Annotated in this window: 19 protein-coding genes; 11 read left to right on the plus strand and 8 right to left on the minus strand. The window is 39.0% G+C overall.

The annotated features are described in order from the left end of the window. The first annotated feature begins 37 nt into the window (after positions 1-37). Positions 38-646 carry a hypothetical protein gene (locus tag FA047_RS03215; RefSeq protein ID WP_225872614.1) on the plus strand — a complete coding sequence of 203 codons (609 nt, stop codon included), beginning with the start codon at positions 38-40 and terminating at the stop codon, positions 644-646. Positions 647-650: 4 nt separating this feature from the next. On the opposite strand, the gene FA047_RS20765 is transcribed toward FA047_RS03215, so the two are convergent. Both FA047_RS20765 and FA047_RS03220 read right to left on the minus strand, forming a co-directional pair. Further along, entirely contained in the window at positions 651-815 is a 165-nt protein-coding gene (locus FA047_RS20765) for a helix-turn-helix transcriptional regulator (RefSeq protein ID WP_225872651.1), read from the minus strand. Beyond that, positions 803-1,282 carry a response regulator gene (locus tag FA047_RS03220; RefSeq protein WP_225872615.1) on the minus strand — a complete coding sequence of 160 codons (480 nt, stop codon included), beginning with the start codon at positions 1,280-1,282 and terminating at the stop codon, positions 803-805. The genes FA047_RS20765 and FA047_RS03220 overlap by 13 nt, the downstream gene beginning before the upstream one ends. Before the next feature lie 180 nt (positions 1,283-1,462). Here FA047_RS03220 and FA047_RS03225 point away from each other — a divergent pair, with 180 nt between their 5' ends. Both FA047_RS03225 and FA047_RS03230 read left to right on the plus strand, forming a co-directional pair. Continuing rightward, positions 1,463-1,738: a helix-turn-helix transcriptional regulator gene (locus tag FA047_RS03225; protein ID WP_136834534.1), complete on the plus strand. Its 276-nt coding sequence runs from the start codon at positions 1,463-1,465 to the stop codon at positions 1,736-1,738. 63 nt (positions 1,739-1,801) lie between these two features. Next, positions 1,802-2,218, plus strand: a complete 417-nt coding sequence (locus tag FA047_RS03230) for a hypothetical protein (protein WP_136834535.1) — start codon at positions 1,802-1,804, stop codon at positions 2,216-2,218. 139 nt (positions 2,219-2,357) lie between these two features. On the opposite strand, the gene FA047_RS03235 is transcribed toward FA047_RS03230, so the two are convergent. Then, positions 2,358-2,957, minus strand: a complete 600-nt coding sequence (locus FA047_RS03235) for a hypothetical protein (RefSeq protein ID WP_136834536.1) — start codon at positions 2,955-2,957, stop codon at positions 2,358-2,360. Beyond that, positions 2,944-3,441, minus strand: a complete 498-nt coding sequence (locus tag FA047_RS03240) for an RNA polymerase sigma factor (protein ID WP_136834537.1) — start codon at positions 3,439-3,441, stop codon at positions 2,944-2,946. The genes FA047_RS03235 and FA047_RS03240 overlap by 14 nt, the downstream gene beginning before the upstream one ends. A 132-nt stretch (positions 3,442-3,573) precedes the next feature. Between FA047_RS03240 and FA047_RS03245 the strand changes: the two genes are divergently transcribed. The 4 genes from FA047_RS03245 to rpmA all read left to right on the plus strand — a co-directional run bounded on the left by FA047_RS03245 (position 3,574) and on the right by rpmA (position 6,426). Next, positions 3,574-5,001: a dicarboxylate/amino acid:cation symporter gene (locus tag FA047_RS03245; RefSeq protein ID WP_136834538.1), complete on the plus strand. Its 1,428-nt coding sequence runs from the start codon at positions 3,574-3,576 to the stop codon at positions 4,999-5,001. Between the two features lie 87 nt (positions 5,002-5,088). Continuing rightward, a complete protein-coding gene (locus tag FA047_RS03250; protein ID WP_225872616.1) occupies positions 5,089-5,514 on the plus strand; it encodes a hypothetical protein in 426 nt (141 codons plus the stop codon). 88 nt (positions 5,515-5,602) lie between these two features. Next, complete coding sequence (gene rplU / locus FA047_RS03255; RefSeq protein WP_008241463.1) at positions 5,603-5,914, plus strand: 50S ribosomal protein L21; 312 nt, start codon at positions 5,603-5,605, stop codon at positions 5,912-5,914. 59 nt (positions 5,915-5,973) lie between these two features. Beyond that, positions 5,974-6,426 carry a 50S ribosomal protein L27 gene (gene rpmA, locus FA047_RS03260; RefSeq protein ID WP_136834540.1) on the plus strand — a complete coding sequence of 151 codons (453 nt, stop codon included), beginning with the start codon at positions 5,974-5,976 and terminating at the stop codon, positions 6,424-6,426. A 71-nt stretch (positions 6,427-6,497) separates the two neighbouring features. On the opposite strand, the gene FA047_RS03265 is transcribed toward rpmA, so the two are convergent. Together FA047_RS03265 and rnr are read right to left on the minus strand one after the other, a co-directional pair. Next, complete coding sequence (locus FA047_RS03265) at positions 6,498-7,463, minus strand: polyprenyl synthetase family protein (protein ID WP_136834541.1); 966 nt, start codon at positions 7,461-7,463, stop codon at positions 6,498-6,500. Between the two features lie 18 nt (positions 7,464-7,481). Continuing rightward, positions 7,482-9,614, minus strand: coding sequence for a ribonuclease R (rnr, locus tag FA047_RS03270; RefSeq protein WP_136834542.1), 2,133 nt, complete (start codon positions 9,612-9,614; stop codon positions 7,482-7,484). A 107-nt stretch (positions 9,615-9,721) separates the two neighbouring features. Here rnr and FA047_RS03275 point away from each other — a divergent pair, with 107 nt between their 5' ends. Continuing rightward, positions 9,722-10,657, plus strand: coding sequence for a mechanosensitive ion channel family protein (locus FA047_RS03275; protein WP_136834543.1), 936 nt, complete (start codon positions 9,722-9,724; stop codon positions 10,655-10,657). A 106-nt stretch (positions 10,658-10,763) separates the two neighbouring features. Further along, positions 10,764-12,077 (plus strand): nicotinamide mononucleotide adenylyltransferase, encoded by a 1,314-nt coding sequence (locus FA047_RS03280; RefSeq protein ID WP_136834544.1) that lies wholly within the window; start codon positions 10,764-10,766, stop codon positions 12,075-12,077. On the opposite strand, the gene FA047_RS03285 is transcribed toward FA047_RS03280, so the two are convergent. Beyond that, entirely contained in the window at positions 12,078-12,518 is a 441-nt protein-coding gene (locus FA047_RS03285) for a GNAT family N-acetyltransferase (RefSeq protein ID WP_136834545.1), read from the minus strand. Beyond that, on the minus strand, positions 12,518-13,009 hold the full coding sequence (locus FA047_RS03290; protein WP_136834546.1) for a YajQ family cyclic di-GMP-binding protein: 492 nt from the start codon (positions 13,007-13,009) through the stop codon (positions 12,518-12,520). The genes FA047_RS03285 and FA047_RS03290 overlap by 1 nt, the downstream gene beginning before the upstream one ends. A gap of 97 nt (positions 13,010-13,106) precedes the next feature. On the opposite strand from FA047_RS03290, the gene FA047_RS03295 reads away from it, so the two are divergent. Together FA047_RS03295 and ppk1 are read left to right on the plus strand one after the other, a co-directional pair. Then, entirely contained in the window at positions 13,107-13,844 is a 738-nt protein-coding gene (locus FA047_RS03295) for a histone (protein WP_136834547.1), read from the plus strand. 96 nt (positions 13,845-13,940) lie between these two features. Beyond that, positions 13,941-15,998 (plus strand): polyphosphate kinase 1, encoded by a 2,058-nt coding sequence (ppk1, locus tag FA047_RS03300; protein ID WP_136834548.1) that lies wholly within the window; start codon positions 13,941-13,943, stop codon positions 15,996-15,998. Position 15,999 lies beyond the last annotated feature (1 nt).

A 15,999-nucleotide genomic window follows, 5' to 3' on the forward strand; every position in this document is an offset into this window, starting at 1 on the left:
TTAATTGTATTTGCATTAAAAAATAGAAATGAAATTAATGAAATACTTAGTAAAGCAGTCTCTGATGTTATCAGGACTGCTTTTTCTGGCTTCTTGTGCCGGTGATGATAAAACTACTTCAGAGATCGCATCATCTGAAGCAAAGAAGCCCGCTGGGCAATTCGTTTTTTATAAGGATATCGAGATCAGGCCAGGGATTAATTTTGAATTGATCAGCTGGGGGAAAGGTGTCGACAGTATAGGAGGTTATAACATTCTGATGTCAGATTCGATCAGAAATAACTATAAATCATTTTCCAATGAGCGTAAAGGGATCATTACTGATGCCTGGAATATGGATATGGATAATGATGGCGATCCTGAAATTTATATAGAACTGCTTAGTAAAAAGAACGTAAAGGATCTTAATGTTTATGAGTATTCAGGTGGTAGTTTTAATAAGATTAGTTTTCCTCCATTGAGCAGCAGAGCAAAAGAAAGCTATGCAGGTGATGATAAATTCAGCATAAAAAATGGAGAGCTTTTCCGCACTTATCTATTGGTAAATCCTAAAGATACCAGTATAAAGGCAGGTGATATGAAATACCTTCAGTATAGTTTGAGAGGCAATAGTTTCGAGATTTCAGAACTTAAAAAAGGGGAGTAATTCACTAAATCAAGCGGTTGGATTTTGCTACCCTGATGGCATCAGATTTAGAGTTCACATTGAGCTTTAAATAGATGTTTTTGATATGGGTTTTTACTGTTTCTATTTCAATGAATAGTTCATGTGCGATCTGACCCCTGTCTTTACCTTTTGATATTAATTCCAGGATTTGCGCTTCCCTTTTGGTGAGTGGTGAATCCTGGTTTTTTGTAGGGAAGTGATGACTATTTTTGCAACGTCCGGACTCATAGGTCCGCCACCCTGAATTACTTCTCTTATTGCATCGATTATTTTTGCAGAGGAAGTGTTTTTTGTGAAATAGCCCGACGCGCCATTAGCCAATGCATCCAATATGGTTTTTTCAGTCTCATAAACTGTAAGCATGATGATGTGTGTGTGTGGAAGCATTTTTTTTAATTGCGGTAAAGCTTCGATGCCATTTGTACCAGGTAATTGAATGTCCAATATAATTACATCGGGATTGTCCCTGCTAATCTTTTGTTTTGCGAGATCAAAAGAGGGATAAGTATTAACCACTATGTATGGAGAGGTATTGTTAATCAGATAGGCATAGCCTTCTCGTATGGTTTCATCATCTTCAATTATTACGACCCTCGCTATAGACTGATTATACATTTTTGAAATGCTTTAATGTTGGAAAATTAATCATTAAGGATATATTCGTTCCTTTTGTATCGGAAGTAATACTAAAGTCCGCGTTGATTCTTTCGGCCCTTACGTACAGGTTATTGATACCATGCCCATTTTTTTGCATGTTCAACATCAAATCCCTGCCCATTGTCGACGATACTGAGTATGAGTATTTCGTATAAGAGCATCTGCTTGTATGATGTAGCATTGGCTGCTTGTTTATCTGTTAACCATTTGCTCCGCACTTTTAAGCAGGCATACCGTCAATCGCCACACCAATTTTTAACAGATGTAAGACTTCAGCAGGCTAAGTACTATTTAAAAAATACAGATTACTCCGTAAGTGAGATTGTGGATATTGTAGGTTTCGAATGCCCAAGTTCATTTACGCGTTTATTCAGGAGTTCATTTAAAATTACACCGAGTAAATTCCCGTATTGATTAATTGCATCTGGTGTTCTTTGAAACCTTAAAAACAATAACACAATGAAAACACGATTTTTAATGTATTTAGTCGTACTAAGTATGGCTTTTACTACACTCTCAGCGAAAGCTGACCGTCCTATAAACGAGATCAATGTTAAACCCAATTCAGTTATTGAAGCCTTTGTTAAGGCCAATTTAAATGGAAATGCAAGTCTTTTTAATATTGTGCTGCAAGATGGTGCGGTCATCAAAATCAACAGGAAAGACAAAGTTATTCAACACTCAAAAAGCGAAATAATCGATTTTTATAAGAAAAGCGGTGAGATCAAACTAAATTGTACTACTGATTTCGAGATTTTATCCACCAACGACTGTACCATATTAGCAAGGGTAGATTTTAAATTTCCGTCCTTTGTACAGCAGAATTACATTTCTATCGAAAAGGATAGGAAAGGTGCATGGAAAATAACCAATGTGAACAGATTTAATGTTTAATAAAGCATTTGGGTGATTTTCGCCTATCTAGATCCCCATTGTCAGATTTATATTTGAATCAGGTAAACCCATATAAGTTTGGATGAATTTAAATTTGGGTTAGTTAATAATAAAAGTCATCAAAACAGGATGACTTTTATTATTGCTGTTCTTTAAACTGATCGCTGATCCTCTCAAACTTTTCAATTAACAGATCCAGCCTTTCTTTCTCACGTTTCATGTAGGCTTTTCGCAAAATAGTGGCACATAGCGTCATCCAGAATATAGTAAATGCGATAATGCCAACTTGTGCCCAAATATTCAGATTATCCAGCATCTCATAGAAGTAGAGAATGAACCCGATCGACAGTGCAATGGCGTAAAACCAATAGAGCTTATTGTATATGGTGAATTTATTGAGCTGGTATATTTTAAGTCTCGATAAAAATGCATTGGGATGTTCGGTGAAATCGTTTTGTGCGATTATTCTGTAATCCTTATAAAGGATAAGTGTATAGACGGCTACAGATGCAACTATGATGCTCAGTCCTGCAAGTGTGGTCCAGGAATTAAACTGAAAAAATATAATTAACCCTGTAATGGCAGCGAAAGATAACACCATTCCAAGAATATTGAAAAGTGACCTGGTTCGGATCCCATTAACTTCTTTCTTTGCCTGCGCAAGCATTTCATCAGAAGAGATTTTTACCTCAACCGAATGTGATTGCCAAAGTGATTGTATATGATCAAATTCTTGCATGCTGATTGTATAATTCGGTAAGTTTTTGTTTAATACGATGAATTTTTACCCTAAGATTTCCTTCACTAATCCCGGATATTTCTGCTATTTCATGATAAGGTAGTTCGTCGAGCACCATGGTAATGATCAAGCGGTCATTTTCTTCCAATTTGGATATGGACTTGTACAGCAAAGTAATTTGCTCATTTTTTTCAGAGAACTCTTCAGCACGGTTTTCTATGATGTTTTCTGTGAGCTCATCTTTTGCCTGTCTTTTCTCCGATCTCAGATAAGTAAGACAGGTGTTTACTGCAATGCGGTATATCCAGGTTGATATTAGTGATTTGTTACGGAATTTATCCAGATTCTGCCAGACCTTTAAAAAAGTTTCCTGCAGTAAATCATTAGCCGAGTCTTCATCACCGGTGTAACCATAGCATAAATGGAATATCTTTTTAGAGTTGGTGTCGAAAATCTGCTTAAATAACTGGTCTTTTTTTTCCATTAATTAACGGCTAATGGGTGTTTGATTCTCCTGGACCTGAAATGTTACATGGCAGGAAACATCAAAAATAATAAATGTTTGCGGGCTTAGCGCAATTAATTACTTTTGTTGCTTCAAAATAAAACCTTCTGTATGAAACAAAACCGTATCGGGTTAATTACATTTATTCTTATTACGCTTGCAATTCTTTTAGGGGTTTCCAAAGAATTTAATATTCTCCCGGTTCCGGATAATCTGATGATGGTAACCAGATGGATTCTGGGACTTGAACTTGTAGTCTACGCAATCATGAAAAAAAACCTGACTACCTGGATTTTGGTCTGTATGGTCCTTGGAGTTTTTGTTGGGATTGATTACCCTCATGTTGCTGTTGCCCTGCAACCACTTAGCAAGGGCTTTATTAAGTTGGTTAAAACTATAGTGGGGCCTATTCTGTTTGCTACGCTTGTATACGGTATTGCCGGCCATTCTGACTTAAAGCAGGTTGGCAGAATGGCCTGGAAGTCTATGCTTTATTTCTATTGCGCTACTACCATTGCGTTATTTATAGGATTGGCGGCAATTAATATTTCTCAGGCGGGGGTAGGGGTTAATATCCAAAATATGCCTCACAATGAGTTGCCTAAGCCGGTGAAGGATCTTGCTGATGAGAGTATCCTGCAAACTTTGCCTGATAATGTACATTGGTTATATAAAACATTAGCGTTTTTTAGAAATATCTTTCCGGAAAATATAGCTAAGTCTATCTACGATGCGCAAATCCTGCAAATCGTAATTTTCTCTGTCATTTTTGGAGTTGGATTAGCAATGGTGGACGAAAAGAAACGTAAACCAATGGTGGATTTCTGCGAGAGTTTGTCGGAGACAATGTTCAAATTCACTAATGTGATCATGTATTTTGCCCCAATTGGTGTAGGTGCTGCAATGGCATACACCGTGGGGCATATGGGGGTTGATATTTTGATGCATTTGTTTATGCTGGTGGCTACTTTGTACGCAGCATTAATTGCATTTATATTAATCGTACTACTTCCGATCGCCTTGTATATTAAACTGCCTATCGGCAAGTTTATCAATGCAATCAAGGAACCGGTATCTATTGCGTTTGCAACGACAAGTTCAGATGCCGCCCTTCCAAAGGCAATGAGCGCTATGGAAAAGTTTGGCGTACCCCGTAAGATTGTTTCTTTTGTGATCCCTACCGGATACAGTTTTAATCTGGATGGGACGACCTTATATCTGTCTCTGGCTTCTATTTTTGTTGCCCAGGCAGCGGGTATGCATTTGTCGTTTGGAGACCAACTTTTAATCGTATTTACATTAATGATCACCAGTAAGGGAGTAGCTGCAATTCCAAGAGCATCTTTGATCATTTTAATCGCAACAGCAGACCAGTTTGGTTTGCCAACATTTATCATTGCAGCTATTTTAGGTATAGATGAGCTGATGGATATGGGCAGGACATCCCTGAATGTAATCGGGAATTGTCTGGCGACAGTAGTAATCGCCAAATGGGAGGGTGAGTACAACCCAGATCAGTTAGAAACACAGGAAGTATAATATATGAGTAGCAAAACAAAAAAAATATTCTTAGCTTTTACGATTATAGTGCCTTTTCTAGCCTATTGCGTAATCTATTACATCCCAATGTTTAAGAATGCACCATTTAAGTCGACAGAGTTTGTTTCGATTGTGTATAAGTGGGGGCCAGGCGAGAATCTTGAAAATTCATACAATTCAGCTACAGGTGAGTATCATTACAAAGATACCAGGGATTCGCTGGTGACAACTAATGTTAAGCTTAGGTCTAATGATATCATTTATCTGCATGGGAAGGCCCACGAGCTTGGTTTCTGGAATTTCCCGGATTTGATAGCCAATAAGGGTACAGATTTAAAAACTTCAAAAGTATTGCGTTATGTGATTCAGTTCAATTACAAACGTAAATCCAAGACTGTTACCTATCTGACTGATTATAATGAAATACCGAAGCTTCAGGGATTGGCAAAACAGATGACTCAACTGATTGAACAAAGCATTAATGATGCTGAACAACGTTACGGTAATAAATAATGAATGGTGTTGTGTATTTATAAAAATAAATTCTATATTTGCACCTCGATAAAAAAAATAAACAATTTAAAATAATAATTATTTAACAATGTACGCAATAGTAAATATAGCAGGACAGCAATTCAAAGTTGCAAAAGACCAGCACCTTTTTGTACACCGTTTGCAAGGAGATGAAGGCGCTAGTATTGAATTTGACAATGTATTGTTGGTTGAAGATGGTGGTAAAATCTCTGTAGGAGCTCCTGCATTGAAAGGCGCGACTGTTTCAGCTAAAATCGTGTCTCATTTAAAAGGTGATAAAGTAATCGTTTTCAAAAAGAAACGTAGAAAAGGTTACAAAAAGAAAAACGGTCACCGTCAGTATTTCACCAAAATCCAGATCTCTGGTATCAGTTTATAATTATTTGTTAAACATTGAATTTCCTGGTTAACAGGTAATTTATAAAATATAAAAACAAGATGGCACATAAAAAAGGAGCCGGTAGTTCCAGAAACGGACGTGAGTCGCATAGCAAACGCTTAGGTATCAAAATCTTTGGTGGACAAGAAGCTATCGCTGGAAACATTTTAGTACGTCAGCGCGGTACAAAACATCATCCTGATAAAGGAGTAGGTATTGGTAAAGACCATACTTTATTCGCTTTGGTTGATGGTACTGTAATCTTCAAAAAGAAACAAGACAATAAATCTTATGTTTCTATTTTACCTACAGCTGTAGTTAAAGAAGTTGTTGCTGAAAAAGCACCTGCAAAGAAAGTAGCTAAAGCACCTGCAAAGAAAGTAGCTAAAGCTGCTGTACCTGCAAAAGAAACTGCTGAAAAAGCACCTGCAAAGAAAGCTCCAGCTAAAAAAGCTGTTAAAGCTGAAACTGCAACTGAATCTACTGAAACAGAAGCTGCTCCTGCAGAATAGTTTTAAGATACTATTAAAAGAAAAGGCCTCAACAAATGTTGAGGCCTTTTTTATGCACTGTTATTGAATAACTAGCTTTCTCTGTTCATCAACTGATTTGCGAGGAGTATCAGTTCCTTTTTTTGTTCTTCTGGTACATCGATTAATTCCAACGCCATAAATGCCTTTTCCAGGTACTCCTTCATGATTAATGTAGCATGTTCCTTTACTTTATACTGATCATAAAGTGAAGTTACATTATTGATCTTATCCGCTTTATCTTCCAGGCGTTGTGCATTTAATCTATTAAGGTCATTCGTATTCGCCAACTCCTGTAGCTTTAGCCTTAAGAAAGTTTTCTTGTCGGAAATGATGTCGCCACCCACCTGCTTGCCGAATTTTTCCGGATCTCCGTAGACATCAAGGATATCATCCTGAAGCTGGAACGCAATTCCAAGATTTTCTCCGAACTGATAGATCAGCTCAGCTTCGTCATCACCCGCTTTAGATACAATGGCACCCAATTTCATTGCACCACCTACCAGAACGGCGGTCTTTAGGCGAATCATATTGATGTATTCATCAATGCTTACGTCATTTCTGGATTCAAACTCCATGTCCAGCTGCTGCCCTTCGCAAACTCCCTGAGCAGTGGCATTAAAGGTGTCCAATGCTGGTTTTAGTATAGTAACATCTACTTTGGTTAAGTGCTTGTTAGCTTCTACCATCATTACATCTCCACTTAAAATGGCGGTGTTATCGCCCCATTTTTCATGTACCGTTTGCTTGCCTCGGCGAAGTGGGGCATTGTCCATAATGTCATCATGGATCAGCGTGAAGTTGTGAAAGGTTTCAATGGCCAGTGCTGCCGGGATAGCCCGCTCTATGCTTCCTTTAAACAGGTCTACAGACATCAGCAGCATAGTAGGCCTGATGCGTTTGCCACCAAGGCTCATAATATAACTTATTGGTTCATATAATGATGCCGGGTGAGGCGGGTATTGTATGTTATTTATTGCTTGTTCTATCTTTTGTAATAGTTCTGAAGGAGAATGCATTCTTATTTAATGTGTTATCTAATCTTGTATTAGTGAGAAATCAATCTGTCGTTTAGACAGATCTACTTTTTTAACTTTGACTTTGACTTCGTCACCCAATTGGTATTTTTTCTTTTTACGCTGTCCTATAATGCAGTAGTTTTTTTCATCCAGTACATAGAAGTCGTCGGAAAGATCTCTCAGTCTGATCATGCCTTCACATTTATTTTCTATAATCTCTACATACATACCCCACTCGGTAACCCCCGAAATGATACCTGTAAAGATATTTCCAATATTTTCTTCTAAATACTCTGCCTGTTTGTACTTAATGGAAGCACGCTCAGCATCTGCCGCCCTTTTCTCCATAGTGGATGAATGTGATGAAGCAGTTTCGTACTCTTCTTCATTTGCTGACTTCTCATTGTTTAAATAAGCTGCCAGCAGCCTGTGCACCATCACATCGGGATACCTTCGTATAGGGGAAGTAAAGTGTGTATAATGATCAAAAGCTAAACCGTAGTGACTGGTTTTTTTTGTGGTGTAGATAGCCTTGGCCATCGATCGGATTGCCAGTTGTGTAAGCACATTCTGTTCTTTCTTACCTTCCACATCCTCCATCAGGTAATTCAGTGATTTTGCAATCTCCTTATCCGATTTCATGTTGATTTTATAACCAAAACGAGCTGCGAACAATGCAAAGTTACCCAGGTTTTCGAGGTTAGGGGAGTCGTGCGAACGGTATACGAAGGTGTATTTCATTTTGCCTTTGTCCTTTTTGGAGATGAATTCAGCCACTTTTTTATTGGCAAGCAGCATGAAGTCTTCAATCAGCTTATGGGCATCCTTGCGCTCTTTTACATATACGCCTATTGGTTTTCCGGTCTCGTCCAGTTTGAACTTTACTTCAGTGCTTTCGAAACTGATGGCGCCATTCTTGAATTTCCTGTCGCGGAGGATGTAAGCAAGGTCATTGAGTTTCAGTATTTCTTCCGAATGATCTCCCTCTTTAGTTTCGATCACTTCCTGCGCCTCTTCATAAGAGAAGCGTCTGTCAGAGTGAATTACAGTACGACCAAACCATTCTGTGACTACATTCGCCTCATCATCAAGTTCAAATACTGCAGCAAAGCAAAGCTTATCTTCATGTGGCCTCAACGAACATACTCCGTTACTCAACCGTTCCGGAAGCATAGGAATCACCCGGTCTACCAGATAGACCGAAGTTGCTCTGGAATAAGCTTCTTTATCCAGATGGCTGTTTGGCTTTACATAATAAGAAACATCGGCGATATGTACGCCGACTTCATAATTGCCATTTTCTAACTTCTTAAAGGAGATGGCATCATCAAAATCTTTCGCATCAGCAGGATCTATGGTGAATGTAACAGTGTTTCTGAAATCCTTTCTGCCTTTGAGGTCAGCTTCGGTAACTTGCTCAGGAATTGCATTCGCTTCGCGTTCTACTTCAGGAGGGAAAGCAAGGGGAAACCCGTACTGCGCTAATATGGCATTCATTTCGGTATTGTTCTCACCTTGTTCGCCTAGTATGGTAACAATTTTTCCTATCGGGTTTTTTGCGCCTTCTGGCCAATCAGTTATACTCACCTGTACCTTTTGCCCATTTTTAGCACCTCCAAGATCACTTAAGGGCACGAAAATATCATGCAGCATCTTGCGGTCGTCTACATTCACAAAAGCGAAGCGGTCAGAGATGCGGATCACACCAATAAAATCTGTCTTAGCGCGTTTGATGATCTCAACGACTTCGCCCTCATTTTTACGTCCACTTTTCTTGGCGTAGATATATACTTTTACCTGATCCCCGTGTAAAGCATTATGAAGCTTACGGGCAGATACAAAAATGTCTTTTTCAAACTCGTCATCCGGCACCACAAAAGCGGAGCCGTCTGTAGTCATGTCCACCTTGCCGGTAACAAAGGTTTTAAGGTCTTTTAACCGGAATTTTCCTTTTTCAGGCTCCAGAAAGACACCTTTTTTTGCCTGTTCCCTGAGGACATCCAGTATGGTTTCGCGACCCGACGGATCAGTAATATTCAATTTGGCTGAAACTTGCTTATAATTCAGGGCTTCGTTTTTGCTTTTCTCCAAAATATCGCTAATTAATTGTATTAAAACGAGTTCCAGATGAGATGATTTCCTTTTTGCCATAATATAGATATGAATCAATCGAAGGTAACAATTTGAACTGATAGATTGTTGTATTTTGTACCTTTGCTTATGCAGTACAAGGTCAATTTAATGCTAATTTATTACCCATGATAGAAGATAACGAAAGAAAGACCGGTAAGGAATTGTTGATGATAACCATCAAGACCATCATCTTTGGTATTCTTGTATATTCATTTTATATCAGCCAGGATTCCTATGCTGACCATTGGACGTTCTATAAGGAAAATCCCAGAATAGGAAGTCTTGCGCTTGCAATATTCGTTTTCTTAGGCCCGAGTTTGGTCATATCGGTGCTCAGACTGGTGATTATATACTGGTACATTAGAAAGCATAGGTTCAAAAGCAATATCAAGGATAATTTTATCCTGGGCATCAACCGAATCGTGTCGATACTAAACACGGTGTTTTTAGTTGTCGCATTTACCACTTTATGGAATGTAAAGATCGAGGAACTGGTGTTCAGTGTATCCATCGTTGCGGCAGCGCTGGCTGTTACTTTCAAAGATTACATTGGCAATATGATCAACGGACTGATTATTATGTTTTCAGACAGACTTTCCCTGGGTGATCACATCAGGATCGGTGACCATGAAGGTAAAATACTGGACATTACACTCATCAACATGATTTTGCAAAACGAAGACAGCGATATGGTCATTATTCCAAATTCGGTTGCCTTCAGCTCGGTGATCATCAACCAGTCAAAGCAGAATACAAAGAAACTGAGTATAGAATTTGAGATGTCGCTGAACAATGGTTATACGCCTGAGTATCTTGAGAATCACCTTAATAAATCCATCGAGCACTATTCAGACAACGTGGTTGAAGGGGGGCTGACTGTGAAAACCATTTCGATCAATAAGGATGTCGTTATTTTTAAAGTAATGATCTTACTGAAACGCTATGATAAGCTTAAGGAACGCGAAATAAGGAGAGCTATCAATACCGATCTGATCAGATTGTCTGCGATTTTAAAAAAAGAAAAGCGTGAAGACCCCGGCAAGATTGCAGCCGGCGACTAGTATACCCGCTGAAACATCTTATTAAGACATAATCTTGATAAGAGAAATCCGATTTCATCAGCGTTATTTTATCGTCCAAATTCAGCGGTTTGCTTAATTTTGCAAAATGGAAAGAGAAATCCTTGATACCAAGCGCAAAGCGCTAAAGATTAACTTAAACCCTAAGATTTACGGGACTTTTGCAGAGATAGGTGCAGGACAGGAAGTAGCCCGTAATTTTTTTACCGCTGGTGCTGCTTCCGGTACGGTTGCCAAAACAATGTCGGCCTACGACATGACCTTCAGCGATGCCATATATGGAGTAGAAGAATCAGGCAGGTATGTAAGTGATTCCAGGTTATTGAAGATGCTGAGCCATGAATTCGGATTGCTTACTGAGCGTCTGCATAGCGAAAAGTATGACAACCGTACTTTTTTCGCTTTTGCAAATACAGTAACCACTCTAAATTATAACAAATCTAATGATCCTCATGGATGGATAGGCCTGTGCTTTCAGACTGAACCTGATGGGGAGCCAAATGAGATATTTTTCCACGTGCGCCTGCTCGATACTGACGCTGCCCTGCAGCAAAATGTATTGGGTATCATTGGTGTCAATCTAGTATATGCGGCCTTTTATTACCATGACGACCATAAGGCGATGATTGAGTCCCTGGCTGATAACCTCACCGTAGGATCTGTAGAAATTGACCTAATCTCTGTAAATGGGCCAGCCTTTAAAGGCGCAGACAATATTTTGCTCAATCTTTACCTGATCGTTAAGGACTTTTCCGATGCAGCTATCTTTGATTCTACGGGCAGACCCCGTTTGCCTAAAGACCTGTTGTACAAGAAAGATATCATGATTCTCCGTACAAAATACGCCCAAAAGTCCAATCCGAACTTTAGCATGCTCAACAAAGCGGTAGATCAGTTTGTGCGCACAGAGAATGTACAGGAGGAAAATCTGAGTGTATTGATTGAAGTATTGATGTCAAACCTGCTTTCTGTAAATGAAGCTGTTTCTGATGAAATAGACCTTACGGCGGTGGCCAAGAGGGCAGAAGAGATGTGCAAAACGGGCAATAAGGTAATTGTTTCCAACTTTGCCAGACACAATAAGCTGGCTAAATATCTTGATCGCTGCCGACCTAAAAGTGTGGGTATTTCTACTAACATCAACAACTTAAAGTTCGTGTTCAACTCGACTAACTTTGGAGAGAATTATGCAAGTCAGCTATTGAGTTATGTAAGTGATATGTTCAATAAGAATGTGAAATTGTTTGCTTATCCTTTCCTTGATAAGAAGACCAATGAGGTGATTACCAGTACCAATATGCCTGTTACACCTGATGCCAAGCCCTTGTTTGATTTTCTTATTGTCAACGGATACATTACCGATATTAAGGATTATAGTGAAGATGATGTGAAGACCCTTTAATTAAAGTTCTTTGTAAGCATCTTTGATCACTACAGCCATCAGCCGATCAGGATGATCAATGGATTTAAAGCCAAATTGTGCATATAAGCCATGAGCATCCTGAGTGGCCAACATATATCTTCTCAGACCCTGAAGGTCTTTATGAAAGAGCATTAAAGACATTAGTTTTTTTGACAATCCCTGACCTCTGTAGATCTCATCTACATAAACATCTGCCAGGTAAGCAAATGTAGCCTTGTCCGTAATCCATCTGGCAAAACCAATTTGTTTGGTATCCTTGTAGATACCAAAGCAAAGTGAGTTCTCTATAGATTTTTTCACCACATCAAGTGGAATGTTTTCTGCCCAGTAGGATTGATTGCTGAGGTAATGGTGTACCGCAACCGGATCTATTTTTTGCGTATCGTCAGAAAAAATAAAACCACTGTCTTCGATTTCCATTAGTTCCTCATGTTGATGTATTGTAAAGGCTGACCAAAATCTTCATTACGGCACAATGCAATTACGCCTTGCAGATCATCGATGTTTTTACTCTGTACACGAACCTGGTCATCCATCATTGAGGCCTGTACTTTCAATCCGCTCGCTTTGATCTTTGCAACGATCTTTTTTGCGGTTTCCTTGTCAATTCCTTCTTTGATTGAAATTTCTTTTCGGATCATATTCCCTGAAGCATATTGTTCCTTGCCGAAATCCAAGCTTTTTGCATCCAGTCCTTGTTTGATCATACGGGATATGATTGCATCCTGTATGGCTTTTAGGCGCATATCGTCCTCTGTTACTACAGTAATTACGTTCGTTTTTTTATCGTGATCTATCGTGCTGTTTGAAGAATTGAAGTCATAACGGTTAAGGATCTCTTTTTTTGCGTTATTTATCGCATTATCAAATGTTTGTGCATCTACTTTGCTTACAATATCGAAAGTGGGCATGATTATAGCTTTATAGTTAAAAATATGTTAGATTTAGGTATTCCTGGAATTATCATACAAAAAAACAAAAATTCATAAAATATAAATAGTGTAGTATATGAAAACCAATAAGTCAAAGGTGCAAAAAAAAGGCTCAAAAAAAGCAGCCAAGAAACAATTGGAGAAAAGCTTAACTGATAAAATCCTTGAGGTGGTAAAACATTTAGGTCACGATGCAGAGAAGATTGGTAAGGATATAGAAATAGCGAGTAAGTTTGTAGCCAAAAAAATGTCTAAAAAGTTCAAGCAAGTAAAGGCTGCCGTAGAGAACAAATTAGATGAAGTGTCTGCAGCCAAAAAACCTGTAGCAAAAAAAGTAGCTAAAGCTAAGAAAGAAGTTAAAAAAGGAGCAAAGGAAGCTAAGAAGGTAGTTGCGAAAGCTGTTGCAAAAGCAAAGCCCGTTGCCCAAAGTGTTAAAGTTGCCGCAATTGCAACTGAAGAAAAAGCGGCAAAAGCTATAGCAAAACCAGCAAAGACAGTCGCCTCAAAAGTAAAAACCGTTGCTAAAGCAATTTCCGCAAAAGCTGATGAGGTAAAGACCGAAGTAAAAGATGTCGTAAAAGCCGCAACAGCGAAGCCGGTAGCAAAAACACCCGTAAAAAAAGCTGCACCAGCCCGTACTACATCTGTAAAGGCACCTGCTAAACCAACAGCAAAAGCTCCTGCCAAACCGGCCACGGCTAAAACTCCTGCTTCAAAAGCACCTGTAAAAACTACTGTTGCTAAACAAGACGAAGTTAAAGCTATAGACGCTGCACCTGCAACAACAGAAAATAAAGCATCAGAAAATAAGTAAGAATAATTAACAATTACTTAACAAAAGAATATGCAGTTTTGAGCGGTGGATGTCCCTTGAGGCAATTCTTCGGACATCCACTCTTTTAATTAATATATGACGAAGAAAAAGGCACCGTTTTTAAACAGGGAAATCAGTTGGTTGTATTTTAACGAGCGGGTTTTACAAGAAGCTGCAGATGAAACAGTGCCCCTTATTGAGAGAATAAAGTTTCTTTCTATTTTTTCTTCTAACTTGGAGGAGTTTTACAGAGTCAGGGTAGCCACTATGACCCGCCTTTCCAATCTGAATGATAAATCCAAAGCTTTACTGGGCTTTAGTCCCCGCAAAGTCCTCAATGAAATCAAGAATATAGTCGTAAAACAGGAACGCAAATTTGAGTTGCTCTTCCAGGCGACCCTAATAAACGAACTGGCCCAAAACAGAATTTTTATCCTCAACGAAACACAGTTGAACGTCTCTAGAGGAGAGTTTGTCCGTAATCATTTCAGGGATAAGATATTGTCTAACCTGGTCCCGATCATGCTGGATATGGATAAGCCATTTCCAGAGCTCAAAGACAGGTATCTGTATTTCTTTGTCCGTCTTTCAAGAAAGACATCTAAAAGGAATGCGAAGTACGCATTGATAGAACTCCCACCGGATCTTCCCAGATTCCTGGTATTACCAGAAACGAATGGACTGAAATTTATCATTCTTGCCGAAGACATCATTAAATATTGTCTTGATGATATCTTTTATGTGTTCAATTATGATGTTCTGGATGCCTATTCTATCCAGCTGACAAGAGATGCAGAGCTTGACATTGATAAGAACATCAGCGATAAATTTATCGATGAATTAAAGACGAGCCTTGATAAGCGGAAAAAGGGCAAACCCATGAGGTTGCTTTATGATACAGAAATGCCTTTTGATATGCTCACTGTGCTGATCAGCAAATTAAAGATCGAAGCAGAAAGTCTGATCCCCGGGAACAGGTATCATCGTTTTGGTGATTTTATTGCCTTTCCAAACGTAGGCTCCAAAGATCTGGAATATGCACCAAATGTGCCGTTGAAAGTCCATGGCCTGCACCGTACGGAAAGCATTTTCAATAAATTGCAGGAAAAGGATTATGTCATAAACCTGCCGTATCAGTCTTATGATTATATCATCCTCTTTTTACGCGAAGCCGCAATAGATCCTAAGGTAACTGAGATCCATATTACCTTATATAGGTTGGCGGAAAACTCCAGAGTCATTAACGCCCTGATAAATGCCGCTAAGAATGGAAAAAAAGTCAATTGCCTGGTCGAGCTGAAAGCCAGGTTCGATGAACAGGCCAATATCTTCTGGACCAGTAAATTAGAGGAAGAGGGCGTGCATGTAAATTATGGGCTGACAGACTATAAGGTACACTCCAAGATCTGTCTGGTGAAAAGGATAGAGAAAGGAAGACCAGTTTATTACGCAAACCTCGCTACGGGTAACTTCAATGAAAAGACCGCAAAGCTGTATTGTGATCATAGCATATTTACGGCTAAGAAAGAGATTACATCAGATTTAATCAAACTATTTACCGCACTCAATAAGAAGACAGTAATAAAAGGTTTCAAACACCTGATCGTATCTCCGCTGGAATCACGCAATAAGATATATGAATTGATCGACAGGGAGATCAAAATAGCAAAACAGGGCAAACCTGCTTACATGATATTAAAAGTAAACAGCCTTGCAGACGAGGGGGTGGTTGAAAAACTTTACGATGCCAGCAATGCAGGCGTCAAGATCAAGTTGATCGTCAGGGGCATTTGTACGTTAGTTCCAGGAATCGAAGGATTCAGCAAGAACATCACTGTCATTAGTATCATCGACAAATTCCTTGAACACGCAAGGGTATTTATCTTCGGGAATCACGGAAAGGAGGAGATGTTTCTTTCCTCAGCAGATTTGATGAGCCGTAACTTTGAGCATAGGGTAGAGGTAGGTTTTCCTGTACTGGACGAAGATGTACGCCATGAAATCAGGGACATCATTGAATTCCAGTTGCAGGACAATGTAAAAGCCAGGGACATCACTAAGCTTAACAATAATAAATATCATAAAAACAGGCTCACAACCAAAGTTAGGGCGCAAGTGCAAACCTACAATTACCTAAAAAACAAACATCAATAAT

The organism is Pedobacter frigoris (assembly GCF_005116445.1).
Taxonomy (GTDB): domain Bacteria; phylum Bacteroidota; class Bacteroidia; order Sphingobacteriales; family Sphingobacteriaceae; genus Pedobacter; species Pedobacter frigoris.